The sequence below is a fragment of the Nonomuraea sp. NPDC005650 genome, assembly GCF_040605375.1.
Classification (GTDB): Bacteria; Actinomycetota; Actinomycetes; order Streptosporangiales; family Streptosporangiaceae; genus Nonomuraea.
The window spans coordinates 52387-75877 of sequence record NZ_JBEXCR010000034.1 but is presented as its reverse complement, the minus strand read 5'-3'; the positions used below and the strand labels follow the sequence as shown (position 1 = coordinate 75877).

The following is a 23491-nucleotide window of genomic DNA, read 5'->3' as shown; positions in this document are numbered from 1 at the left end:
GGGAGAGTCTCCCCGAGAGGGTGCCGGCGTTCAGGTGGACTCGGTCGAGTGACCGGGGAACAGCGACAGCTCGGGGTCAAGGGCGACCGCGGCGTTGTTGACGGCGGTGGCGACCTCCCCGAAGCCGACGGACATCAAGCGAACCTTCCCGGGGTAGGCGGTGATGTCGCCGGCGGCGTACAGCCGGTCCACCGTGGTGCGCATCCGGGTGTCGACGACGATCGTGCGCCGTTCCAGCTCCGCACCCCAGTCGGCGAGCGGGCCGAGGTTGCTGATGAAGCCGAGCGCGGCCACGACCGCGTCGACCTTCAGCACCCGGACCTCGTCCTCACCGTCGACCCGCAGGTGCGCCTCGCGCACCCGGTCATCGCCGACCAAGGCCACGACCTGGGCGTTGGTCACGATCTCGACGCCGCACCCGTGCACCTCGCGCACGCTCGCCGCGTGTGCCCGGAACGTGCCGCGGCGGTGTACGAGGGTCACCGAGCGGGCGATCGGGTGCAGGGCCAGTGCCCAGTCGACCGCGCTGTCCCCTCCGCCGACGACGAGGACGTCCCGGTCGGAGTACTCCGCTGGTTCCGGGACGAAGTAGCTCAGCCCGTGCCCGAGGAACTCCTCTCCGGCAGGGAGCGGTCGCGGGGTGAACGTACCTATCCCGGCTGTCACCACGACCGCACCGGCGTCGACCACGATGCCGTCGGAAAGGGTGACCTGCGGCCGCCCGGCGGGGGAGCGGGCGAGCCCGACCGCCTGACGGCCGAGCAGATAGGTGGGGCCGAACGCGTCAGCCTGGTCCTTGAGCCCGGCGACCACGTCGCGGCCGCGGGCACCCGGGACGGCCGCGATGTCGCGGATCTCCTTCTCCGGGTAGAGCGCCGTGATCTGACCGCCGCACTGCGGCAACGCGTCGACGAGGGCGGTCCGTAGCCCGCGGAAGCCCGCGCAGTAGGCCCCGTAGAGGCCAACCGGGCCGGCGCCGACGATGAGGATGTCCGTACTGATGTCGGTGGTCATGCTCTCGACCTCCTGGGAGTGATGAGGGAACGGTCACAGGGCGCCCCGCCCATCGCCGGGCGGGGCGTTCTGTCACTCGCTGCTCAGATCTTTGGTGTCTCGGCCGATTGGGCGATGGCGGTCCCGGCTTCGGCGGACACCGCCGCGGGCGGTCGCTCCTCGACGGCGAACTCCACGGCTTCGTCGCGCCGCTCGCGCAGGAACGTCACGCCGATCAGGACCATGCCGACCGCCAGCACGGTCGATATCAGCAGCCAGAGGCGGAAGCCCGTTTCCGCGTAGACCACACCGCCCCCGGGCATGATCGTGGCGTATGGGGCCAGCACCGCGAACATCACGGTGGGCAGAATGGACGCGAACCCGGTCTGGCAGAGCTGCACGGCGCCGGCGGTGGAGCCCTGGTCGCCGGCGGGCGTCGCACGCATGACGAGGTTCGGTACACCTGCGACCGTGAGACCGCCCCCGATGCCGACCACCAGGGCGCCGAGAAGGAGGTCGCCGTAGGTGTCGTTGCGCAACGCGAGCAGCGTCGTGCCGATCGCCCACGCGACCAGGCCCAGGGTCAGGAAGAGCCGGGGGTGCCGACCACGGGCGACCATGAATCCGAGCAGCAGGCCGGCGAGCACCGACACCAGCGCCTTCGGGGTCTCGACGGAGGCGTACTGCAAGGTGGTGAACCCGAGCCCGTAGGTGCCCCCGGCCTCGCGAGGAGTCATGGCGAGCATCGGGATCAGCTGGAAGGTCGACGCGGAGATGGCGTAAGCGGTCGCGCCGCCGACCGCGACGAACAACAGCGGCTTACGGCGGAACAGCGAGAGCTTGACGATCGGCTCCGGTCCCCGGCGCGTGTGCAGGTAGAAGGACGCCAGTAGCAGGGCGCCGGCCAGCAGCAGGATCATGCTGGCCACCGACCCCCAGCCCCAGGCTCGGCCCATGCTCACGTAGAGCAGCACGGCCAGGACGCCGGCGGCGAGCAGAGCCCCGCCGAGGACATCCGGGCGGGCCGTGCGGCGCAACGTCGACTCAGGGGTGCTCAGCCGGATCGCCAGGCACAGCGTGAACGTCCAGACCGCGTCGAACCAGAACAGCCCCCGAAAGCCCCCGACCGAGATGAGCCAGCCGATGAGAAGTGGCGAGACCAGCGCGAACGCCCCCATCCCGCTGACGGTGATACTCGATGCGAGGACGGCCTGCCGCGGCGGGTAGACGTCCCGGATAAGGGAGGGGACCAGCGAGAGCGTCGCCAGGACGACGCCCTGTAGCGTCCGGCCCACCACCATGACGGCGAAGCTGGGGGCCAGCGCGCAGATGACGGCGCCCACACCCGAGACGAGCATGGTGACCATGAGAGTCCGCCGTTTGCCATACAGGTCCGCGGCCTTTCCGAGCAGCGGAGCAGACACCGCCCCGGCCAGGAAGTAGACGGTGGTCAGCCAGCCGCCCTGGGTCGTCGGGAACTCCTTGAGGACGCTCGGGAGCCCGATCGAGATCATGGAGGCGCCAAGACTCAGCGCCTCGAGGACCATGGCCATGAAGATCGTCGACAGGACGAGCCGAGCGGTCCAGCCCTGGCCGGCGGCGGGGCCGCCCCTGGTTGCTGACCCGTTCACTGCGTGGGGTGGTTCCACCATGAGAGCCCTCCGGCTGGAGATGGGTGGCGGTCGTGGCGCGTCTCGCTTCCGCCAGCGGGGATATGGGTTGACGTTCGAGGTGCGGCGTCTGGGACGACGCCGTCCTGTGCCCATCACGTCCCGCCGCCGCGCCGGCGGGATTCCGCGCGCGTCCGGTCGTCCCACGTCGAGGGCGCGGCCCTCGCATGGGAACAGAGGCACCCCGAGGCCGCCGACCGGGACGCCGCCACCCGGCTCGCGCGACATGGCAGCGGGTGGTCCGGCGAGTGTATGACTCGCCGAAGCCGGTCCGTCACCGCTGATTCCATCAGATGGGACGGGCGGTGGACGGCCGGAGACACCGTGGAGAGAGTCGTCTTCAGCGCCACTGCGCTGGCGACGAATGGCGAATACGCGCGGCTCCGCGGTAGGGCGACGGGCGTGGATGCTTTTCATGGATGTCCGCACCTCGTGAGGTGCTCGGAGCATTCACGGATGAGGAGGTCGGTTCATGAGCGATGAAGTACGGGTGTGGATCGATCAGCACCTGTGCACCGGTGACGGTCTGTGCGTCCAGTACGCGCCCGAGGTCTTCGAGTTCGGCGGCGACGGGCTGGCCTACGTCAAGAACTCCGAGGAGCAGGAACTGCTGACGGCGGAGGGCGCGCAGGCCAACGTGCCGGAGAACCTGCGCTTGGAGGTGATCGACGCCGCTGACGGGTGCCCGGGCAACTGCATCCATGTGGTGCGGCGCGAGGACGGAGTCGAGGTCGCCGGCCCTGAGGCGGGCTGACACCCGCTTCGCAGACGTACGAGTAGTGGAGGAGTGATTTCGGTGTCCATGGTGCTTGAACCTCGTGTGCGCGGTAAGACTCCGTGGTTCGAGGGCGACGTCCCCGCCGAGATGGTCCCGGAGAAGTACCGGCTTGCCCAGGCGTACGTGCCCAAGACCCGGTACCTCGATCCCGACTTCCTGAAGTTGGAGCTCGAGAAGATGTTCACGCGGACGTGGCTCATGGCCTGCCGGGTCGAGGAGTTGCCAGGCGTCGGATGCTTCGTCGAGCACGAGATCGGCTCCCACTCGATCCTGATCGTACGGGAGGCCAAGGACTCGATCCGGGCGTACTACAACGCGTGCCGGCATCGCGGCACCCGCCTCGCGCGGGGCCGGGGCCGGGTCGGTTCGATCATCTGCCCGTTCCACGGGTGGCGGTGGAACCTGGACGGCTCGATCCGGCTGGTGCTCGACCGTGAGGAGTTCGTGCCGCGCTCGGACGACGACCTGGGTCTGGTCAGGGTGCGGGCGGAGCAGTGGGGCGGATTCGTGTTCATCAACATGGACCCGAACGCCGCGCCGCTGCTGGAGTACCTCGACCCGATCCCGAGAATCTTCGAGCCGTTCCAGTTCCAGAACATGCGGTACCGCTGGATGAAGGGCGTGATCCTGCCCTGCAACTGGAAGACCGCGCTGGACGGGTTCCTCGAGGCGTACCACGTGGCGGGGACGCACCCGCAGCTTCATCGGTTCGACAAATCGAACACGAACATCGCCTCACTGAAGGAACTCGAGAACCGGATGTGGGCGCCCACGACGGCGTACGAGCGGCACGCCCACTACTCGAGCGTCGGGCAGAAGAAGAACACGAAGTCCGCCGGCAAGGATCCGAGCCGGCGGAACACGGACGGCGTGATCGACGAGCGGCTCAGCGTCGCGCTGAGCGTTCAGTACATCGCCGACGACATGCGCGGCCTGGAGAACGAGCGGAGCTGGCGGGCCGCCGAGGCGCTCAAGACCGCGGACGTGCCGGAGGGGATGACCGCCGGTCAGTACTTCCTCCAGCTGTACCGGGGCCTGTCGATCGCGGAGGGCTACGACTGGCCGGTCATCACCCCTCAGCAGTGGGGGGAGGCCGGTACGGCGTGGAACGTGTTCCCGAACACCATCCTGCTGCCCAACCAGGGTTCCGCATTCGGGTACCGGGCGCGGCCGAACGGCCCCGACCCGGACAGCTGCCTGTTCGAGATATTCAGCCTGGATCAGGTCCCGGTCGCCGACTACGACAAGAAGAGGGACTTCCAGCCCCAGTTCTTCGAGGACTTCCGCGAGGCGGACTTGGGCGAGGTCTTCACCCAGGACCTGATGAACGCGAAGGAGGTCACGGTGGGCATGCACTCCCCGAGCTTCGACGGGCACCGGCTCAGCGAGGAGCAGGAGATGACCATCTACAACCACCACCGTGTCGCCGACCGGTTCCTCTGGACCTGATGAGAGCGCTGAGTTGTTCCGGGGCAGGCGCGGGACTCCGGTCGAGGCGGCCCGTGCACGCGGCGTACGTCGTTTCACGATAGGAGCGGAAGATGGCAATCAGATCGCTCGGTTACATCCGGCTAGGCGTGACCGACATGGAGCGGTGGAGGGTGTTCGGCGAGGACTTCCTCGGCATGATGCGCGTTGAGGGAGGCGACCAGGAATCACTGTACTTCCGCATCGATCACTACCCGCCACGCCTGGTGGTCTCGCCTGCGGGAGAGCCCACGATGAGCGCGATGGGCTTCGAGGTGATGAACGAGCGGGACCTGGTCCAGCTCGTGAGCACCGTCGAGGCAGAGGGCATCAAGGTGACGGCGGGCACGCCGGCCGAGTGCGCGGAGAGGCGGGTGACCGGGTTCGCGCGCTTCCTCGATCCCGGTGGCAACCCGGTTGAGCTCTTCTACGGCCCGGTCCTCGACCACGTCCGTGTCCGCACCCCGCTGCTGGGCAGTAGCTTCGTCACCGGGGACATGGGGATGGGGCACGCGATCGTGACCGCCGAGGACGTGAAGGCGACGTTCGACTTCTACGTCCGCGTGCTCGGATTCGTCGAACGGAACACTGCGGGGTCGACGTACTTCCTGGGGTGCAATCCGCGGCACCATACCTTCGGCATCACCCCGCGGCCGGGCCCGGGCAAGCTGGTCCACATCATGGTCGAGGTGGCCGATCTCGACGACGTCGGGCTCGCCCTCGACCGGGCCGCCGAGCTGGGCGTTCCTATGATGAACACGCTCGGCAAGCACACCAACGACCATATGGTGTCGTTCTACGTCTACTCGCCCGAGTTCTACGCCATCGAGGTGGGTTGGAACGGCCTGCGGGTGACGGCCGAAGAACCGACCTACGAGATCACGGAGGGCGCGTTCTGGGGCCACAAGTTCACGCCGCCCCCGGTCGGCTGACCCCTCTGACCTGAGGGCTGCTGAGGGCCTCCGTCAGGGGGCCCTCAGCAGTGTTCACAGAGCTCCCGGTCCAACCGTGGGTTTCAGATCGCGGAGCAGGTAGGACAGCACCACGCTCTCGAATTCGTCCTTGCGTTCGATCATCGCCCAGTGACCGCAGTCGTGGAAAACGTGCAGCTCGCACTTCGGGATGAGGCGCATCGGGACGAGCGAGCTGTCGAGTGGGGTCACCCGGTCGTCGCGGCCGAAGGTGATGAGCGTCGGCGCCTGGATCTTCGTGAGCAGGCCGACCTGCTCGGCCGCGTTGGGCGCCCGGTCGCGCATGGCGGCCAGCGACCGGAAGTTGAACAGTTTCTTGACATCGGCCAGCGCGGCCGGATCGGAGGCGGCCTGCCACCGCATCTCGACGAACTCCTCCGTCAGGATCGCGGTGTCGTACACCATGGACTCCATCCAGGCCATCAGCCGCTCCCGCGTGGGGTCCTCGACGAACTGCACGAGGAGCTTGATGCCTTCGGGAGGTGACGGGCTGAACACCGGCAGCCCGATGCCGCCGATCGTGACGAGCCGGCTCACCCGCTCGGGATGGCCGGCCGCCAGCCGGGCGGCCACGTTCCCGCCCATCGAGTTGCCCACGACCGGAAGCGGTCCGAGCGCCAGGGCGTCGAGGAAGTCGAGCACCGCCGGCAGCGCCGCGAGCATCGGGCTGCCCTCGCACGAGTAGCTCTTGCCGAATCCCGGGAAGTCGAGAACGAGTGTCCTGAAGTGCTCGGCGAAGACCGGCAGGTTGCCGCGGAAGTTCGCCCAGCCGCTGACGCCCGGGCCCGAGCCGTGCAGCAGGAGCAGGGGTGGGCCGTCACCGGCCTCGTGGTGGTGCAGTGTCCCTCTGGGCGTCTCGACGGTCCTGCTGGTGCCGTCATGTGTCAGTTCGCTCATGGCTCAGCGGCGAACCCAGCCGAAGTCATGCCAGACCGTCTCAAGCTGGGTCACCGGCTTCGGCCAGGTCTCGATGTAGGTGACGCCTTCAGGCCCGGCGGTCATCGTGTACGGCGTGCCGGCCCGGCTGAGGAAGAACTCTCCCGGTCCCACCCGCACGGACCGCGGCTCGCCGGCGTCGTAGTGCTCGATGTTGTACTCGCCTGAGAAGACGAAGAGCATCTCGTCGACGTTGTGATGGTGGCGGGGCACCGTGAAGTGCGGGCGGACGCGCAGCGGGTTGCGATTGAAGCGCGGTACGTCGATCGGCTTCGTCGTCACCCACATCGCGCCGTCGAACGTCGCCGCGAAATCCACCGGCGCGTCGGCCAGCAAGCCACCGTCTTTCCAGAAGTAACTCGGATGCTTCTGCTGATCGAGGTCCATCGGGACCCAGTCCGCATTTTCCACCAGATTGCCGAAAATGAGTGTCACGCCGTGAACCGTATGCATGGCCGGCCACGCTGTCATCGGCAGATTCCGTTCGATGGGACGAGCCCGCGGAACGGCATTTGTTCCCGCCCAACGGGATCGATCGAGGACACGCTGGAGAGCGTTCGGCAGAATCGCGGTCATGGCGATTGAGAACTTCAGTCTCGTGTCCGATGAGGGCTGGATCGAGTTGCCGGTCGATCAGGCGGCTCCCTCGTACTTCTGGCACGGCGGCGGCCTGCTCGCCGACGCCCCGGTCGACATGGAGAAGACCTTCCAGGGCAACATGTGGCTCTCCACCAAGATGGACAGGTCCTTCAACTTGAACGGGCTTCGATGCGCCCCGAACTTCGCGGTGCCGCGCCACCACCACAACCTCGACGAGTTGATCATCGTGTTCGCCGGCCGGTTCCATGTCGCCTGGGGCAAGGATGGGGAGGAGGGCAGCCGGACCGTCGGTCCGGGCGAGTTCTGGATCAGCACGGCTGGAACGCCCTACCTCATGACAGCCGGGCCCGAGGGCGTCACCTACGTCGAGACCTGGCCCGAACCGGTGGAGAAGCTCGAGACGTACTGGCATGACGCGGGCTGGGTCCATCGCTGATCAGCCGCGCCGGCCTTTCACCGGGAGCGCTACGTCCCGGCGCCCGCGCTCCTGAGGCTGAAGGTCGCGTTCCAGATCGCGGCCGCGGTGCTACGCACGGCCTCGGTCGCGACGCCCCACCTCATCCGACCCGTCGGCCCCGTGACGGACACCGCTCCGATCACGCGCCCTTGACCACGAATCGGCGCGGCGACGCAGACGAGCTCCTCGTAGGCTTCGCCACGGTCGAACGCGATTCCGACCTCGCGAACATGGTTGAGCTCCTCCCGCAAGGCGTGGGGTTCCGTGATCGTGTTCGCGGTCTTCCTCGGCATCTGCGAGGAAATCACCGCCCGGAAGGCCTTGTCGTCGAACGCCGCCATCGCCTTGCCCAGGGCAGTGCAGTAGGCGGGCTTCCGGCCGCCGCGCCGGGTCGGCAGCCGGAACGGACCCGCCACGATCCGTTCGAGATAGACGACCTCGGCTTGATCGAGGATGCCGAGTTGCGCGGCCATCCCGGTCTTGGCCGCGAGAGCCTGCAGATGCGGAAACGAGGATTCGTGCAGCCGGTTCCCCTCGACCGCGAGGTTGCCCAGCTCGAACAGTTTCATACCGACGCGGTAGCCACCGGGGTCGCGTTCGGCCCAACCGAGCCGGCACAGCTGATCCGCCAGGCGATGCACGGTCGAACGTGGCAGCTGCGTGCGCTCACAGAGCTCACCGAGGCTAAGCACCTGCTGACCGTCGTTGAACGCCTCCATGATTGCGCCGATCCGTCCCAGAACGGTCCGTTCCGGGCTGCGCTGGTCACCGCCGTCCTCGTCCTGCCTCCGTCGCGTCGCCGGCGGACGTGCGGCGCACGGCTCAAGTGTGCTCGCCGACATAACCGGCGCATTTCGTGGTGAGCTGAATGACACGGCTGCCACCTTCCCGTTCGGGGCGCTGTCGCCCTCCCCGAGGCAGTCTCCCGCCGGGCTGTTGGCCTAATCAGGATACTGTTTCTCTCGTGGTCAGGGTCACATCTGGTAGATGTGCTGTCAAGACTGTGTAACAGGCTCGTTAACAGGACCCTTATTCAAGCCAGAGTCCAGGAGAAATCGACGGCCCGCCAGGGCGAGCGCCGACGTCGGCCGGCCTGGATCGCCCGGCGATCTCCCCGCCTGTTCGCGCACTGGCGACTCGGCGCACGTCCTGACGGCTGGGTGATGGGAGCCGAACAAACCGACAATTCCCGAGTGTCCCGCTGAGTGGGTAATGCGCTTCAGCCGCCGAGGCCAGTGCTGCGACAGTGCGAGGCATGGGATCAAGGAAGGTGACGGCCGCGATCGTCGGCCCCGGGAACATCGGCACGGACCTGCTCGCCAAGCTGCGCCGCAGCTCCGTGATCGAGGTTGGATACATGGTCGGCGTTGTGGAGTCCGAAGGGCTCAGGCGGGCGCGGGAACACGGGGTCAGCGCTTCCGCCGAGGGCGTGGACTGGCTGCTGCGCCAAGAGCCGCTCCCGCAGATCGTGTTCGAAGCGACCTCGGCCAAGGCGCATTTCGCCAACGCACCCCGCTACGCCGAGGCGGGCATCCAGGCGATCGATCTGACCCCGGCCCATCTGGGGCCGCTGGTGGCCCCGCCGGTGAACGGAGCGGCCCACCTGTACTCCCCGAACGTCTCGATGATCACGTGCGGCGGGCAGGCGACGATTCCCATGGTGCACGCGGTCTCGCGGGTGACGCCGGTCCCGTACGCCGAGATCGTGGCCTCGGTGGCATCACGCGGCGCCGGTCCGGGCACGCGGGCCAACATCGATGAGTTCACCGAGACCACCGCCCGGGCCGTGGAGGAGATCGGCGGCGCGCGCCGCGGCAAGGCCATCATCATCCTCAACCCGGTCGAACCTCCCATGATCATGCGGGACACGGTGTTCTGCGCGATCGGTCCGGACGCCGACCGCGACGGGATCACCCGCTCGGTCCACGAGATGGTCGCCGAGGTGCAGCAGTACGTGCCCGGCTACACACTGCGGGCGGAGCCACAGTTCGACGACCCGCGCCCGGAGTGGAACGGCGACGGCCGGGTCGCGATCTTCCTGGAGGTGCGCGGCAACGGCGACTACCTGCCGCCCTGGGCCGGCAACCTCGACATCATGACGGCCGCCGCCGCCCGCGTTGGCGAGCTGATCGCCGCGGCCAGGCTGGTTGAGACGACGGGAGCGAGCGCATGAGCCGGTCCGAGTTGCGCGACGAGGTGCGGATCACCGACACGACCCTGCGGGACGGTAGCCACGCGATGGCGCACCGTTTCACCGATACACAAGTCCGCGACACAGTACGGGCGCTGGACCGGGCCGGGATCGAGGTCATCGAGATCTCGCACGGCGACGGCGTGGGCGGGTCCTCGTTCAACTACGGATTCTCCGCCACCGACGAGATGACACTGATCGCCGCGGCCCGCGAGGAAGCCACGCAGGCGCGGATCGCGGTGCTGCTCGTGCCCGGCATCGGCACGGTCGAGGACCTGCGCCGCGCCCGCGACGCCGGCGCCGACATGGTGCGCGTGGCCACGCACTGCACCGAGGCCGACGTCTCGCCGCAGCACTTCGGTGCGGCGCGCGAGCTGGACATGGAAACAGTCGGGTTCCTCATGATGGCCCACCGCACCTCACCGGAGGAGTTGGCCAAGCAGGCGCGGATCATGGTCGATGCCGGATGCCAGTGCGTGTACGTGACCGACTCGGCGGGCGCACTGCTCATGGACGAGGCCAAGGCCCGCTTCGAGGCGCTGGTCGCCGAGGTGGGGGAGGAGGCGTGGGTCGGCTACCACGGCCACCAGAACCTGGGCCTGGGCATCGCCAACTCGGTGCTGGCCTATGAGTGCGGCGTCCGCTCCATCGACGGGTCGCTGTGCGCGCTGGGCGCGGGCGCCGGGAACTCGCCGACCGAAGTGCTGGCCGCCGTCTTCGACCGGCTCGGCGTCGGGACGGGTCTGGACGTGGCGGCGCTGGTGGACGCTGCTGAAGAGGTCGTACGCCCGTACCTGACGCGGTGGCCGAAGATGGATCGCAACGCGATCGTGCAGGGCTGGGCCGGGGTGTACTCGTCGTTCCTGCTGCACGCTGAGCGGGCGGCCGAGCGGTACAAGGTGCCTGCTCACGCCATTCTCCGCCGATGCGGCGAGCTGGGATATGTCGGCGGCCAGGAAGACATGATCATCGATGTGGCGATCCAGCTCGCCGCGGACCGGGCCTGAGGCCGATGAAGCGGGCGGCCCGACGCTGCTCATCGGCGGAGAGTCCGGTTCTGAACGGTGGAGGCACTGACGATCTACAACGTATCCTGCCCACGGTGCCCCGGCCGCCAACCCTGGGGCCGGGGACGAGGACGTCGATCTCATGGCCCACGGCTGGGTACCGGATGCCGCAGTTGGTGCCGGTCAACGTGTAACGGAGGCTTCCTCTGATTCTTCGCCTACGTCGCCCGCCACTGATCTGCCCGATCGTCAGGCAGCCGGGCCTTGGCCGACCGCCGACCGGAGCCGTCCATCACCTCCACCTCGTGATGGTCCTCAGCCCAGCCGTCTCCCACGAACAGTCGCAACGGTCCTCCCGTTCTCGATGCCGATCACCCTGAGCAGCCGGCGGGAGAACCTCAGCGCCCTGATCAAGCGGTGCTGACGCCCCTCAGGCAGGCACGACATCCAGGAACTGGCGGCTACCACCAGGAGTCTGCCGGATGGCTCACTCCGAGAATTGATAGGAACCCTGATGCCCCCGACCGACGCCTCCGCCAAGGCCCGTGCTCTGTACGCCGCCCGCCGCGACCGCACGCCCATCCCGCCCTTCACCGATGCCGACCCCTCGCTCACCATGGCCGATGGGTACGCCATCCAGCGGGAGCTGGTCGCCATGATCCTCGCCGACGGCGACCGGGTGATCGGCCACAAGGTCGGCGCGACCTCCAAGGCCATGCAGCGGCTCATTGGGCTGGATTCCCCGGACTACGGCCCCGTGCTCGCCTCGACCGTCTACGCCGATGGCGCCACGATCCCGCTCGACCGCTTCATCGCTCCCAAGCTGGAAGCCGAAATCGTCTTCGTCCTCGGAGAAAGTCTCAAGGGCCCTGGTATCACGGTGGATGACGCCCGGCAGGCCATCTCCGGCGCCCGCGCCGCCATGGAGATCGTCGACTCCCGGATCGCCGACTGGCGGATCAAGCTCGCCGACACCGTCGCCGATCTGGCCTCGAACGGTGCCATGGTCACGAGTCCCGTCACCGTGCCGGCCGACGACTTCGATCCGCGCCTGATCGGCATGGTCCTGTCCCGCAATGGCGAGGTCATCGACACCGGAGCCGGGGCCGCCGCCCTGGGCGATCCCGTGGGCGTCGTCGCCTGGCTGGCCAACGTGCTGGGCGGGGACGGCGTCGCGCTCGAACCCGGTCACCTCGTCATGACCGGGGCACTGCACGCGGCTGTGCCAATGGAGGCAGGCGACGTGTTCCAAGCCGAGTTCGACCGGCTCGGCACGGTGACGGTGCGCGTCGCCGCCAGCGTGTGACCATCAGGTGCCGCAGCTCACCCTGACCAACTTCCTCACCGGCACCGACTGGCAGCCGAGTACCATCCCCCTCGCCAGGTCTTCTTTTCCACCTCGCCGGAGATGAGCTGCACACACAGGCGCTGCACGCGCCCTCCCGGGAGGAGCACGGCGTGTCCAGGCCGCGTAGCGATCGGGCCTCTGTCGTCCACTCTCAAACTGCGGGATGGTGGGAGTGCCGCTGGGAGTCCGCGGGCCTTTCGCTGTTTCGGAAAAGCGGGACGTAACATAACGTGGGCCTTGGGGCCTGGCCAGGGGCGGTCAGATGGTTGGCGCTCGGTGACGAGGCGGCCGCGAATGCCGCTTCACCGAGTTCGACAGCGCATAAGGCGACGTCAGATCACACTCGCGCTCACTACGCGCGCGAGCAAAGGCCGTTTCTGCCCGTCACGGTAATTTGGACTGATGCCTGAAAATTTCAGCCATGTTCCGATCGCTCACCCGGTGGACGACCCCTGCTGGCTATCTCGGTCAGAGCTGGCTTGAGTCGGGGCCAGGCAGCTGTTCCGAGCCGCGGCGAGGGCAGATGGCGAGCCGCCAACTGGTTGGGCAAGACGCGCTCGACGGTGAGACCGAACCAGGGGATACCACTGCGGAGCCGCTCGATGCCTCAGGGACGGTCAGGCTGGTCCGAGTCTGTCGGGTGCAGTTGAAGCTGCCGGTGTTCGCGAGTTGTTGTCGGTGCTCGTGTTGGTGTCCAGGTTGAGTTGTCGGATTCTGCCTTCGGCTCCGATCTTGGTGGTGCAGAATGCCGAGCCATGACGGCTTTGCGCTCGCTGCATTGAGCCAGTCCGGCCTCTGGATGCCGACAGCGTTGAGCCCGGTGTTCAGCAGGCCGTCCGGTTGGAGGATGAACCGCCGCACCACCGCGACCGCCACTAGGCTCGTGATCACGGGGCATAGAAACCGACGCGAAATGCCGTGCGGAATCGCGCGATCCCGGATCCAGCCCGCCGTGGCCAAAGACCCCGACGGCGATACCGCCCGGTCCGGATTCGACGAGCGGGCGCAGTCAGCGGTCGGCCGCCGCGAGGATGCCGATGAGGACATCGAAAAGCAGGACGACTGGCCAGGACCGGAGCCGCGGCGCCAGCTCCTCAGCTCGTGGTTGCACCCTCCCCGACAGCCAGGTCGGCGCGGCCGCCGGACAGCTCGGGGACGTTCTTGTACGGCGTCGAGCGGGACACCCAGAACTGGATGAAGGGCCCGGAGCGTCCTGCTGGACCCAGAAACTGGCCTCTGACCAGCACTGTCTCGGATAGGCCGGTGGTGCCCGGCCGCCCGCTCAGACGCTACCTCTTGCATGCGCGCATGTCCGGCGTGTAACGTCGCTCCACACTCACGTAAAACGTTTTACACCCGTACCGGTGTGTAGAGCGTCCTTCCGAAGTTTGTGTAAAACGTTTAACACTCTCAAGGCAAGGGTGTCATGGACAAACGCGCAAGCCCCACCATCGTGGACGTCGCCGAGGCGGCCGGCGTCTCGATCGCGGCGGTGTCGAAAGTCATGCGCGGCTCCTACGGTGTCTCCCCGCAGATGCGGGAGACCGTGAGCCGCGCGATCGCCGAGCTCGGGTACCGGCCCAAGGTGGGTGCCCGCTCCCTTCGGGGTACGACCTTCACCTTGGGATTCGTCGTCCCGGGGGTCTTCTCCCCGTTCTTCTCCGACGTCTACGGCGGCGTCGCCGATGAGATCGCCGATACCCGGTACCGTGCCATCGTCGCGCTCGCCTCCCTGGACGAGGAGAGCTACAGCACGGCTGTCAACGACCTGCTCGATCGGCAGGTCGACGGGATCATCCTGATCGCGCCGCAGGTGAGCCGCTCCTGGATCGAAGAGATCACGAGCAGCACCGCGGTCGTGGTCGTCGCCCGCCATGACGAGTCCACCTTGTACGACACCGTGTGCGGCGACGACGAGCAGGGCGCCCTGCAGGTCATGCGGCATCTGTTCGAGCTCGGCCACCGTGACATCGTCCATATCGCCAACCACCACGCCGGTGACACGAGTCCGGAGAACCCACACGGCGATCAGGTGCGCCGTCAGGTGTACGAGCGCTGCATGCGTGAGGCGAATCTCGCGGACAACCTGTACGTGCTGGACAGCAGCTTCGACGAGCGTGCCGCGTACCTGTCCACCATCCGGATGTTCGAGTCGGGGCGCATCCCTTCGGCCATCTTCGCGGGTGCGGACGAGGCCGCGTTCGGGGCCCAGCGGGCCATCGCCGAACTGCCCGGCGACCTCGCGTCCGGCATCGCGGTGGTGAGCTACGACAACACCCGCTTCGCCGACCATCCCGGCATCTCGTTGACCAGCGTGGACCAGCCCGGTCATGAGCTGGGCAGACGTGCCGCCGAGCTGCTGCTCGACCGGCTCGGTGAGGCCAGGCCCTCGGTCCAGGTGACCCTCAGGCCGCGCCTCATCGTGCGCCGGTCCTCCGTTCCCGCGCCCGCGAGCGCGCCCGGCGGCGAAGGGGGGCGCACATGACCGGCACCGCCGCGCACGCGGCCAGTCGGCGGAACCGGCGCCGGGGGGCCCCGCTGTGGTTCCTCGTGCCGGGGATCGTGCTGTACGCGGTGATCGTCCTGGCGCCGTCCACCTTCGGCGCCGGCCTCTCCTTCACCGACGCCACGATCGGCACCGGAGGTGGCTTCGTCGGCCTCGACAACTACCTGAGAATCTTCGGCGACGACGCCACCGTCGCACCGCTCGCGCACACCCTGATCATGGCGATCGCCATCACGGTGCTGCAGAACGTGTTCGGCCTGCTGATCGCCCTCGCGCTGAACTCCGCCATCAAGAGCCGCAACATCCTGCGGGTGGTCTTCTTCGCCCCGTTCGTCGTCAGCCCTCTGGTGGCCGGCTTCCTGTGGAAATACATCCTGGCCCCCGACGGCCCGCTCAACCAGGCGCTCGGCGCGATCGGCCTCGACGTCCTGCAACGACCCTGGCTCGGCGAGCCCGGCCTGGCGCTGGCCTCGCTCGTTGGGATCGTGGTGTGGCAGTTCACGGGCTCCACCATGGTGATCTACCTCGCCGGCCTGCAGGGAGTCCCACGCGAGGTGCTCGAGGCGGCCGAGCTGGACGGGGCGGTCGGTTTCCGCCGTTTCTGGGCGGTCGTCCGCCCGTTCCTCGCACCGGCCATCACGGTCAACCTCACACTGAGCCTGATCAGCGGACTGCGGCTCTACGACCAGATCGTCGCGATGACCAACGGAGGCCCCGGCGGCGCGACCGACTCGCTGTCCACGGTGATCTACCGCGTCGCCCTGCAGTTCGGCGAGTTCGGTTACGGCGCCGCGCTCGCCGTCATGCTGACCATCTTCGTGATCATCCTGTCCGGGGCGCAGTACCTGGGCCTGAGAAGGCAGTCGAGCGCATCATGACCAACCGATACCGTCCGGGCACCCGTGCCCTCGAAGTGATCATGATCCTCGCCGGGGTCGCGTTCGTCAGCCCGCTCTACATCCTGGTCAACGTCGCGGTGAAGGGCGACGGCGACATGACCAACCCCCTCGCGCCCGCGAGGCGGCCGTCGCTGGACAACTTCGTCGAGGCCTGGAACGGGGCCCATCTCGGCAACGCGCTGATCAACACCACCGTGATCGTCGTGCTGTCCCTCGCCCTGCTCGTGGTCGCCGCCTCGCTGGCCGGCTACACCATCGCACGCCGCACCAGCCTGTGGTCGCGGGCCGCGTTCGTCGCGTTCCTGCTCGGGCTGCTGCTGCCCTTCCAGCTCGCGACGATCCCGTTGTACCAGTTGATGCAGCAGTTCGGCCTGCTCGGCACCATCTGGGGCCTGGTGCTGTTCTACGCGGCGACGCTCATGCCGTTCTCCGTCTTCCTGTACGCCTCCTTCATCCGGGCCCTGCCGATCCAATTCGAGGAGGCGGCCGAGGTCGACGGCGCGAGCCCGGTCCGGGTCTTCTTCTCCGTGGTATTCCCGATGATGCGGGCCGTCACCGGTACGGTCGTCATCCTCAACACGATCAATATCTGGAACGACTTCTTCACCCCGCGGCTGTACCTCAGCGGCAGCGGCACCGAGACGGTCACCGTCTCCCTCTACAGCTACGTGGGGCAGTACGGCACCCAATGGAACCTCATCTTCGGCGGCCTCATCATCGCCTCCCTGCCCATCCTCGCAGCCTTCTTCGTCCTGCAGAAACATGTCATCAAAGGCTTCGCGGGCGGCCTTAAGGGCTAGTTGTGTAAAACGTTTAACAAGATCATTTCGGGGGTTGGATTCACATGAAAGGACATCAGCGATGCGACGACGCATCATCCACATCCCAGTGGTGACCGCCCTGGCCGTCTCCGCTCTCGTAGGGTGCTCCAACAACCCGCAAGGGGAGTCGCGGACGCTCACCATGTTCGCCTCCACGGATGCGAAGAGCGCGTACGAGCCAGTGATCAAGGCGTTCGAGGGGGCCAACCCCGGCGTCAAGATCAACGTCACCTGGGGGTCCGGCAACGAATTCGAGTCGACCGAGGCCACCCAGCTCACCAGCGGATCTGGGCCGGACCTGGTGGACGTGCTGCCGGGAACCGGCGGCAACCTCATCACCGTCGGCTCGCTGGTCAAGCAGGGCCATCTGGAGGACCTGTCGGGTACGAGCTGGGCCGCCGAAATCCCTGACAGCCTGCGCTCCCAGACCGACATCAACGGCAAGACTTACGTCCTGCCCGGTCTGCTGCAGCCGCTCGGCGCCTTCTACAACACCCAGGCGCTGCAGGAGACCGGTCTGCGGCCCCCCGCCACCTGGAGCGAACTGCTGAAGTTCTGTGCCAAGGCCAAGGCCGGCGGCAAGGTCCCGTTCTCCCTGGGCCTGTCCGATCAATGGGTCGGTCAGCTCGTCCCGTACGCGCTCGCCGCGACGCTCGTGTACGGGCCCACTCCCGACTGGAACGCGCAATTGCAGGCCGGCAAGGTGACTTTCCCGGACTCGGCCTGGGAACAGGTCTTCGGCAAGTACCTCGAACTGCAGAAGGCCGGCTGCTTCAGCGCCGACCCGAACGGGATCAGCTTCGACAACACCCTGCCTCCGGTAGCCAAGGGCGAGGCCGTCGCCATCGTCCAGGTGGGCGGCGTCTTCGGACAGATCCAGAACCTCAACAAGGACGCCCGCTACCAATTCCAGGCGCTGCCTGCGACCGACGACGCCAAAGCGACTTACATCCCCGCCTCACCCGGCCACGGAGTAGGAGTCAACGCCAAGTCTCTCAACAAGAAGCTGGCCATCGACTTCGTGAATTTCATGGCCCTGCCCAAGAACCTCAACGCCATGGCCAAGACGGTCGGCGGTGGCGTCCCGGCGATCTCGAATCAGGAATTCCAGCCCGCAGAGCTGCTGAATCCGTTCAATGATCTCGTCGCGGCCGGCCACGTCAGCCCGTTCCCCGACACCGGGTGGCCCAACCCGCAGATCCAGAACGCCCAGCTCGTCGGCATCCAGAACCTGTTCCTCGGGAAAGCCACCCCCGAGCAGGTGCTGACCGCCATGCAGGAAGCCCTCAACTGACACTCGCCACAGAGGGCGGCTCCCGACACCCCTCGGGCCGCCCTCGCTTCATGGAAAGTTCGTCGTGACAGCTCTCGACATGCCGTGCCGCCTGCGGGTCAACGGCTCCGCCCACCCCATCGACATCGGCCCCGACGCCCCGGTGCTCAACTGGGGCCCACACCCGGCCCAGCAGGCCGCCCACATCGTCGTTCACGACCAGGAGGGAACCCTCATATGGGACTCCGGGCCGGTTCCGACGACGGTCCCGCGCCTGAGATACGGCGGAGGCACACTGACGAGCAGGTCCGCCTACCGATGGCGGGTACGCGTCATCGACGCCGACGGACAGGCCTCTGCCTGGAACGACGAGGGCCGATGGGAGACTCCGCTCCTACGCCCCGAAGACTGGAGCGCCACGTGGATCGGGCACCGTGCCCCGCCGGGCCGGCGTATCGTCCGCTCGATCACCTCCGATCACGTCGCGTGGGCGGATTCCGGCCACTGGCTGGGACAGACCTTCACGGCCGATGGCCCGATCACCGCCGTCACCGCCGACCTGGTCGCCGAGCTCGGCGATGACGTCGTCGGTCGCCTGGAGCTGTGCACGCTCGACGGTGAGGTCCTGGCGGAGCGCGAGCTGTTCGGAGGCCCGTTCCCGTGGGACCGCTTCGCCCATTACCTCGAACTGGACCCCGCCCCACCGGCAGGCGAGTATCTGCTGCGGGTCCACGCCGAACGAGGCCGCATTGGCTGGCGCTCGCACACCCGGCCACCGCACCACGAAGCTGACGACGGGCTCTCACCGTTGCCCGTCCTCGGCACCGCACTGCGTGACGGCGACGTCGAGCACGTCGTTCGCGCCATCGGCGTCGAAACGCACCCCGCCGCCAATCCGATCTTCCGTACCTCCTTCACCGTGACGGGGCAGGTGCGTCAGGCACGCCTCCACGCGGTCGGACTTGGCTACGGCATTTTTCGCATCAACGACGAAGCGGTCACGGATGACGTCCTGGACCCGGCCCCTACGGCCTACGACCGCACGATCCTCTACCGCAGCCACGACGTCACCCACCTGCTGCGCATCGGGACCAACACCATCACCGCGGCGCTCGGCCGCGGCTTCTACTCCGCGCGTGGCGCCAGCACCTGGGCGTGGAACCTTGCGCCGTGGCATCGAGAACCCGTTCTCCTCGCGCAGCTGGAGTACCTCGATGAGGCGGGCACCCGGCACGTCGTACACTCCGACCCCACATGGCAGGCCGCGGCAGGACCCGTCGTCAGCGAACTGCTCTACACGGGCGAGCACCACGACCGCCTCGACTCTCCCTCCTGGGAACAGGCCATCGCGGCAACACCGCCCGGCGGTGTGCTACGACCGGCCCCGCTGCCCCCGATCCGGCGCTTCGCCCCTGTCGAACCCGTCACCGGCCACGACATCAGCGAAACGACGACCGTCCACGACTTCGGCACCGTCATGGCCGGGCACATCACCTGCACGCTCCGCGGGCAGCCCGGCGCGCAGATCATTGTCACCTACGGGGAACACCTCGCCGCGGACGGATCCGTCCATTGCGACAACGTGCTCGCTGCCGGCGCCGCGCAGGTGGACCGGTACGTGCTCGCCTCGTCGGAGGAGGTGACGTGGCAGCCGCAGTTCACCTACAAGGGGTTCCGCTACGTCGGCATCGAAACGGTCGGCCCAGTTGCCGTCCATGACGTCACGGCCGTTCCGCTCCACACGGACGTACGGAAGATAGGCCGGTTCGAGTGCGGCAACGAGTTGCTGACCTGGATCGACAGAGCGACCGGCCGTACCTTTCTCAACAACCTGCACGGCATCCCCACCGACACCCCCATCTATGAGAAAAACGGCTGGACGGCAGACGCCCACCTGGCCACCGAAGCCGTGTTGCACCACTTCGACATGCGTACCACCCTCGGCAAATGGCTCGATGACCACGTCGATGCGCAGGCGGGCGACGGCACGGTGCCTCAGATCGTCCCCACCCCCGGTTGGGGATACGGTCCTGACCCTGCCTGGAGCGCGTCCATGGTGCTCATCCCCTGGAACCTCTATTGGGAGTACGGGGATCTGGCCATCCTTGACCGGTATGTTGAACCGATCTGCAAGTACGTCGACCGCATGCTGGACCTCAGCGGCGATGGCGTCTGGCCGCTGCACAGCTGGGGGGACTGGCTGTCGCCTGGGCACCAATTCGCTCCGGAAGGGCCAGCGCCGACGGCGACCATGATGCTGCACCACGTCATCACGCGCGCCGCGGCCATTTGCCGCGAGCTTGGTATAGAGGCGAAGGCGAGCCGGTACGAGCAAGCCGCTCAGACGATCGCGAGCGCCTATCACGAAACGTTCTTCGACAGGCGCACCGGGACCTATCGCTGCCCGAACGTCGGATACCGGCAGACCATGAACGTCCTGCCGCTGGCCTTCGGCACGGTCCCTGCGGAGCATGCCGCGAAGGTCGCCCAAGGCCTGTTCGACGACATCGAACTGCGTACCGGCGGCCACCTCGACTGCGGAGCGATAGGCGTCAAGTACCTCCTGCCGGTGCTGAGCGACCACGGCCGCGACGACCTCGCCATCACCGTCGCAACGCAGAAGACCCGACCCGGCTGGGGCGTGTGGTGGCGAGCCGGCGCGCAGACACTTCTGGAGTCCTGGGACGAGACCGCCCGCTCTCACGACCACTACTTCCTCGGATCCGTGGCAGCCTGGATCCAGCAGCGCATCGCAGGATTCAGGGCGACGACTCCTGGCTGGGCCTCCTTCGAGGTCAGGCCTGTTATGGACGATCGCATCACCTGGGCACGCATCGCTCACTCCACCATGCGAGGCGAAGCGATGATCGACTGGCGACGGACTGGCACTGCCTGGGAGGTCGAGTTGCATGTTCCCGCTGGCGCCACGGCAACCCTCATCCTTCCGGGAGAGCCCGGACGGCAGCTGACGACCGGGTCACACCGGCTCCGCGGATAAGCGCAGACGACACTGTCCGAGCGGATGACTGACTCTTGGGGCAGGTTCGTACGAACCGGCGAACTCAACCATCAGTTCCAGTCGACTCGTGACCACGTGATCAACGATTTCGACAGCGAGCACAACTGCACGTTCTGGAGGTTGCTCTGATGTAGCCGTGGCGACAGGCTGCCCGAACTCGCTCGGCAGTACGGGCAGTCCGTCGCCGTGCACAGAGACGGAGTCGAGTGGGCACGAGGCGCGTTAGCCCTTACTGTGCGGCTGGACGCCACCGATCGCCACCACTGCGACGTCCGGTTGCGGGCCAGTCGTGATATGAGCGGCGAATCCACTAAGCGCTGTTTCTTAGATCTGCTGACTAATCGTGGTGATGTTGTCACGATAAGTGCATGGGACGTGGTGACTTAACGAACGCCGAGTGGGAGCGACTCCGGCCGCTGCTGCCCGAAGGTGGCCAGCGGGGCGGGCGATGGAACGACCACCGCACGACGATCGACGGCGTGCTGTACCGGGCCCGCACCGGACTGCCCTGGCGGGACCTGCCCGAGCGGTTCGGCTCCTGGATCACGGTCTACAAACGGCATCGCCGCTGGTCGGCTGACGGCACCTGGCAGATGCTGCTGACCGCGATCCAGGCCGAGCAGGACGCCGAGGGGCGGGTGGACTGGGACATCGCCGTGGACTCCACCACCGTGCGGGCGCACCAGCACGCGGCCGGCGCGCCCCGCACACCCCCACCACCCGCGCCAGGGCGGCAAAAGGGGGACGCCGCAGGGACAAAACGGGGCGATCCGGTGCTGTCCGCGCTGGCCGCCCGGCTGGCGGAGGTGGTCAGACTGGGGAGTGCTTAGGCCGTTCCCGCGGCGGCTTCACCACCAAGATCCACCTGTCGGCGGACGGCCGCTGCGGATGCTGTCACTGGTGCTGACACCTGGCCAGTACGGCGACAGCCCGCAGTTCCGGCGAGTGCTGAGCCGCATCGGCATCCCCCGGCTCGGGCCGGGCCGTCCGCGCACCCGGCCCGACAGCCTGACCGCGGACAAGGCCTACTCCTCCCGGGCCAATCGCGCTTACCTGCGCCGCCGCAAGATCCGCCACACCATCCCCGAGCCGCGCGATCAACGCGCCAACCGGCGTCGGCGCGGCATGGGCAGGCGGGCGGGGAGACGGTGGTCGTCCGGGCTGCTGGGCGGCATGCCGGGGGTCTTTCCGGGGGTCGGCGGGTCAGTTGGATTCGGAGCTGTGGTCGAGCGGGATCGCCTCCAGGCTCTTCTTGGTGATTTTCTCGTTGCCGGTCAGGAGCGCGTCCAGGGCCGCGCCGCGGATCAGGTGGGACAGGGAACCGATCATGCCGCCGGTGCGCTGGTGCAGGTAGCGGTCCAAGGAGGTGAGGGTTCCGGGGCGGTGCGCGTGCAGGCGGAGCACGTTCTCCAAGGTAGCTACCAGGCCTTGCCACTCGGCGTTGTAGGCCAGCGGCGCGGTTGGGATCAGGGTGAAGCGCCCGGCGATCTGCTGTCCGCGGGTGCCGTTGAACAGCCCCTCGCGCTCGACGTTGGTCCCCGCATAGGCTGCATCCTCACCGGCGCACCACGCAATTTTTCATCATCTAACAGCGATGTTTTCGCAGGTCAGATGTCATACATGAGCATGTTGTTCGCGTTTGCGCAGGTAACCGCCGGCCGTTAAGGATGATGGCCATGAGAGTTTTGATAACGGGGGCGACCGGGCACGTGGGTCGGCTCGTGGTCGACCGGCTGGTCCGCGCCGGGGTCGCCGTACGTGCGCTAAGCAGGAATCCCAGCCGCGCCCGGTTCGCCGAGGGCGTTGAGGTGATCCAGGGCGACCTCGCGCAACCACAGAGCCTCGCCCCGGCGATGGACGGGGTCGACAGGATGTACCTCTTCCCTCACGCCGCGACTGCGCCGCAGGTGGTCGCCCTGGCCAAGCAGGCAGGGGTGCGCCGCATCGTCGTCCTGTCCTCCGGCGCGGTGACCGCCGGTTACGACACCGATTTCCACCTGCCGGTCGAGCAGGCGGTCGAGGCGTCCGGGCTGGAATGGACGCATGTGCGGCCCGGCGAGTTCATGCTGAACAAGCTGTGGCTGTGGGGACCGTCCATACGGGCCGAGCGTGTCGTGCACGAACCGCTGCCCGACCTGGCCTGGTACCCGGTGCACGAGCAGGACATCGCCGATGTGGTCGCGGCCGCGCTGCTCGAGGACGGGCATCAGGGCGCCGCCTACACCCTCAACGGACCCGAGCTCATCAGCCGGCGCGCTCAGGTAGCGGCCATTGCCGCGGCCATCGGGGAGGACATACGCCTCGAGGTGGTGACCCCCGCACAGGCTCGGGAACTGTACCTGGCCCAGGGCGGGTTCGCCGCGGAGAACGCCGACTTCCTTACCGGCTTCGAGGACTATTCGGGCGAGGAAGCCGACCCCTCAGTGGCTGAGGAGTTCGATCCTGCCATGCTGGGGCCGATGCCGACCGCCGCAGACGTCACGGGCAAGCCAGCCCGCCCGTTCGCCGAGTGGGCGCGCGACCATGCGCCTGACTTCACCTGACCGCCCTCACAA

The 23491-nt window shown here is 67.6% G+C and carries 20 protein-coding genes and 1 pseudogene; 15 read left to right on the top strand and 6 right to left on the bottom strand.

What is annotated here, in order from left to right:
• Positions 1-30: 30 nt before the first annotated feature.
• Both ABZS69_RS45090 and ABZS69_RS45085 read right to left on the bottom strand, forming a co-directional pair.
• Positions 31-1014 (bottom strand): NAD(P)/FAD-dependent oxidoreductase, encoded by a 984-nt coding sequence (locus ABZS69_RS45090; RefSeq protein ID WP_355384024.1) that lies wholly within the window; start codon positions 1012-1014, stop codon positions 31-33.
• A gap of 83 nt (positions 1015-1097) precedes the next feature.
• On the bottom strand, positions 1098-2624 hold the full coding sequence (locus ABZS69_RS45085) for an MFS transporter (RefSeq protein ID WP_355384022.1): 1527 nt from the start codon (positions 2622-2624) through the stop codon (positions 1098-1100).
• Positions 2625-3135: 511 nt separating this feature from the next.
• Between ABZS69_RS45085 and ABZS69_RS45080 the strand changes: the two genes are divergently transcribed.
• From ABZS69_RS45080 to ABZS69_RS45070, 3 genes are all read left to right on the top strand, one after another.
• Positions 3136-3417 carry a ferredoxin gene (locus ABZS69_RS45080; RefSeq protein ID WP_355384019.1) on the top strand — a complete coding sequence of 94 codons (282 nt, stop codon included), beginning with the start codon at positions 3136-3138 and terminating at the stop codon, positions 3415-3417.
• A 66-nt stretch (positions 3418-3483) separates the two neighbouring features.
• Positions 3484-4890 carry an aromatic ring-hydroxylating dioxygenase subunit alpha gene (locus ABZS69_RS45075; RefSeq protein WP_355384016.1) on the top strand — a complete coding sequence of 469 codons (1407 nt, stop codon included), beginning with the start codon at positions 3484-3486 and terminating at the stop codon, positions 4888-4890.
• A 92-nt stretch (positions 4891-4982) separates the two neighbouring features.
• Positions 4983-5840, top strand: a complete 858-nt coding sequence (locus ABZS69_RS45070) for a VOC family protein (RefSeq protein WP_355384013.1) — start codon at positions 4983-4985, stop codon at positions 5838-5840.
• 54 nt (positions 5841-5894) lie between these two features.
• Here ABZS69_RS45070 and ABZS69_RS45065 read toward each other — a convergent pair whose 3' ends face one another.
• Both ABZS69_RS45065 and ABZS69_RS45060 read right to left on the bottom strand, forming a co-directional pair.
• Positions 5895-6776, bottom strand: coding sequence for an alpha/beta hydrolase (locus ABZS69_RS45065; protein ID WP_355384011.1), 882 nt, complete (start codon positions 6774-6776; stop codon positions 5895-5897).
• Between the two features lie 3 nt (positions 6777-6779).
• Positions 6780-7250: a cupin domain-containing protein gene (locus ABZS69_RS45060; RefSeq protein WP_355384008.1), complete on the bottom strand. Its 471-nt coding sequence runs from the start codon at positions 7248-7250 to the stop codon at positions 6780-6782.
• A gap of 139 nt (positions 7251-7389) precedes the next feature.
• On the opposite strand from ABZS69_RS45060, the gene ABZS69_RS45055 reads away from it, so the two are divergent.
• Positions 7390-7851 (top strand): hypothetical protein, encoded by a 462-nt coding sequence (locus ABZS69_RS45055; protein ID WP_355384005.1) that lies wholly within the window; start codon positions 7390-7392, stop codon positions 7849-7851.
• Between the two features lie 29 nt (positions 7852-7880).
• On the opposite strand, the gene ABZS69_RS45050 is transcribed toward ABZS69_RS45055, so the two are convergent.
• Positions 7881-8747 carry an IclR family transcriptional regulator gene (locus tag ABZS69_RS45050; RefSeq protein ID WP_355384002.1) on the bottom strand — a complete coding sequence of 289 codons (867 nt, stop codon included), beginning with the start codon at positions 8745-8747 and terminating at the stop codon, positions 7881-7883.
• 380 nt (positions 8748-9127) lie between these two features.
• Between ABZS69_RS45050 and ABZS69_RS45045 the strand changes: the two genes are divergently transcribed.
• The 10 genes and pseudogenes from ABZS69_RS45045 to ABZS69_RS45000 form a co-directional block, all read left to right on the top strand.
• Positions 9128-10045 carry an acetaldehyde dehydrogenase (acetylating) gene (locus ABZS69_RS45045; RefSeq protein ID WP_355383999.1) on the top strand — a complete coding sequence of 306 codons (918 nt, stop codon included), beginning with the start codon at positions 9128-9130 and terminating at the stop codon, positions 10043-10045.
• Positions 10042-11070, top strand: a complete 1029-nt coding sequence (dmpG, locus tag ABZS69_RS45040) for a 4-hydroxy-2-oxovalerate aldolase (RefSeq protein ID WP_355383996.1) — start codon at positions 10042-10044, stop codon at positions 11068-11070. Before ABZS69_RS45045 ends, dmpG begins: the two co-directional genes overlap by 4 nt.
• 514 nt (positions 11071-11584) lie before the next feature.
• Positions 11585-12376, top strand: coding sequence for a fumarylacetoacetate hydrolase family protein (locus ABZS69_RS45035; protein WP_355383993.1), 792 nt, complete (start codon positions 11585-11587; stop codon positions 12374-12376).
• A gap of 1468 nt (positions 12377-13844) precedes the next feature.
• Positions 13845-14903: a LacI family DNA-binding transcriptional regulator gene (locus ABZS69_RS45030; protein ID WP_355383990.1), complete on the top strand. Its 1059-nt coding sequence runs from the start codon at positions 13845-13847 to the stop codon at positions 14901-14903.
• Complete coding sequence (locus ABZS69_RS45025; protein WP_355383988.1) at positions 14900-15802, top strand: sugar ABC transporter permease; 903 nt, start codon at positions 14900-14902, stop codon at positions 15800-15802. The genes ABZS69_RS45030 and ABZS69_RS45025 overlap by 4 nt, the downstream gene beginning before the upstream one ends.
• Entirely contained in the window at positions 15799-16623 is an 825-nt protein-coding gene (locus ABZS69_RS45020) for a carbohydrate ABC transporter permease (RefSeq protein WP_355383985.1), read from the top strand. The genes ABZS69_RS45025 and ABZS69_RS45020 overlap by 4 nt, the downstream gene beginning before the upstream one ends.
• A 61-nt stretch (positions 16624-16684) precedes the next feature.
• Positions 16685-17938: an extracellular solute-binding protein gene (locus ABZS69_RS45015; RefSeq protein WP_355383982.1), complete on the top strand. Its 1254-nt coding sequence runs from the start codon at positions 16685-16687 to the stop codon at positions 17936-17938.
• Positions 17939-18080: 142 nt separating this feature from the next.
• On the top strand, positions 18081-20915 hold the full coding sequence (locus ABZS69_RS45010; protein WP_355383979.1) for a family 78 glycoside hydrolase catalytic domain: 2835 nt from the start codon (positions 18081-18083) through the stop codon (positions 20913-20915).
• Between the two features lie 389 nt (positions 20916-21304).
• Complete coding sequence (locus ABZS69_RS45005; protein ID WP_355383976.1) at positions 21305-21766, top strand: IS5 family transposase; 462 nt, start codon at positions 21305-21307, stop codon at positions 21764-21766.
• A pseudogene (locus ABZS69_RS45000) lies at positions 21757-22079 on the top strand (transposase); the annotation flags it as partial. The gene ABZS69_RS45005 and the pseudogene ABZS69_RS45000, both read left to right, overlap by 10 nt.
• A 60-nt stretch (positions 22080-22139) precedes the next feature.
• On the opposite strand, the gene ABZS69_RS44995 reads toward ABZS69_RS45000, so the two are convergent.
• Complete coding sequence (locus ABZS69_RS44995; RefSeq protein WP_355383973.1) at positions 22140-22340, bottom strand: hypothetical protein; 201 nt, start codon at positions 22338-22340, stop codon at positions 22140-22142.
• A 263-nt stretch (positions 22341-22603) separates the two neighbouring features.
• Between ABZS69_RS44995 and ABZS69_RS44990 the strand changes: the two genes are divergently transcribed.
• Positions 22604-23479 carry an NAD(P)H-binding protein gene (locus ABZS69_RS44990; protein WP_355383970.1) on the top strand — a complete coding sequence of 292 codons (876 nt, stop codon included), beginning with the start codon at positions 22604-22606 and terminating at the stop codon, positions 23477-23479.
• The last annotated feature ends 12 nt before the right edge of the window (positions 23480-23491 follow it).

What these genes read in the sequence shown, in the direction of transcription:
- ABZS69_RS45090 (WP_355384024.1), bottom strand. Translation starts at nt 1,014, where the DNA reads ATGACCACCGACATCAGTACGGACATCCTCATCGTCGGCGCCGGCCCG.
- ABZS69_RS45080 (WP_355384019.1), top strand. Translation starts at nt 3,136, where the DNA reads ATGAGCGATGAAGTACGGGTGTGGATCGATCAGCACCTGTGCACCGGT.
- ABZS69_RS45070 (WP_355384013.1), top strand. Translation starts at nt 4,983, where the DNA reads ATGGCAATCAGATCGCTCGGTTACATCCGGCTAGGCGTGACCGACATG.
- ABZS69_RS45065 (WP_355384011.1), bottom strand. Translation starts at nt 6,776, where the DNA reads ATGAGCGAACTGACACATGACGGCACCAGCAGGACCGTCGAGACGCCC.
- ABZS69_RS45055 (WP_355384005.1), top strand. Translation starts at nt 7,390, where the DNA reads ATGGCGATTGAGAACTTCAGTCTCGTGTCCGATGAGGGCTGGATCGAG.
- ABZS69_RS45045 (WP_355383999.1), top strand. Translation starts at nt 9,128, where the DNA reads ATGGGATCAAGGAAGGTGACGGCCGCGATCGTCGGCCCCGGGAACATC.
- dmpG (WP_355383996.1), top strand. Translation starts at nt 10,042, where the DNA reads ATGAGCCGGTCCGAGTTGCGCGACGAGGTGCGGATCACCGACACGACC.
- ABZS69_RS45035 (WP_355383993.1), top strand. Translation starts at nt 11,585, where the DNA reads ATGCCCCCGACCGACGCCTCCGCCAAGGCCCGTGCTCTGTACGCCGCC.
- ABZS69_RS45030 (WP_355383990.1), top strand. Translation starts at nt 13,845, where the DNA reads ATGGACAAACGCGCAAGCCCCACCATCGTGGACGTCGCCGAGGCGGCC.
- ABZS69_RS45025 (WP_355383988.1), top strand. Translation starts at nt 14,900, where the DNA reads ATGACCGGCACCGCCGCGCACGCGGCCAGTCGGCGGAACCGGCGCCGG.
- ABZS69_RS45020 (WP_355383985.1), top strand. Translation starts at nt 15,799, where the DNA reads ATGACCAACCGATACCGTCCGGGCACCCGTGCCCTCGAAGTGATCATG.
- ABZS69_RS45015 (WP_355383982.1), top strand. Translation starts at nt 16,685, where the DNA reads ATGCGACGACGCATCATCCACATCCCAGTGGTGACCGCCCTGGCCGTC.
- ABZS69_RS45005 (WP_355383976.1), top strand. Translation starts at nt 21,305, where the DNA reads ATGGGACGTGGTGACTTAACGAACGCCGAGTGGGAGCGACTCCGGCCG.
- ABZS69_RS44990 (WP_355383970.1), top strand. Translation starts at nt 22,604, where the DNA reads ATGATGGCCATGAGAGTTTTGATAACGGGGGCGACCGGGCACGTGGGT.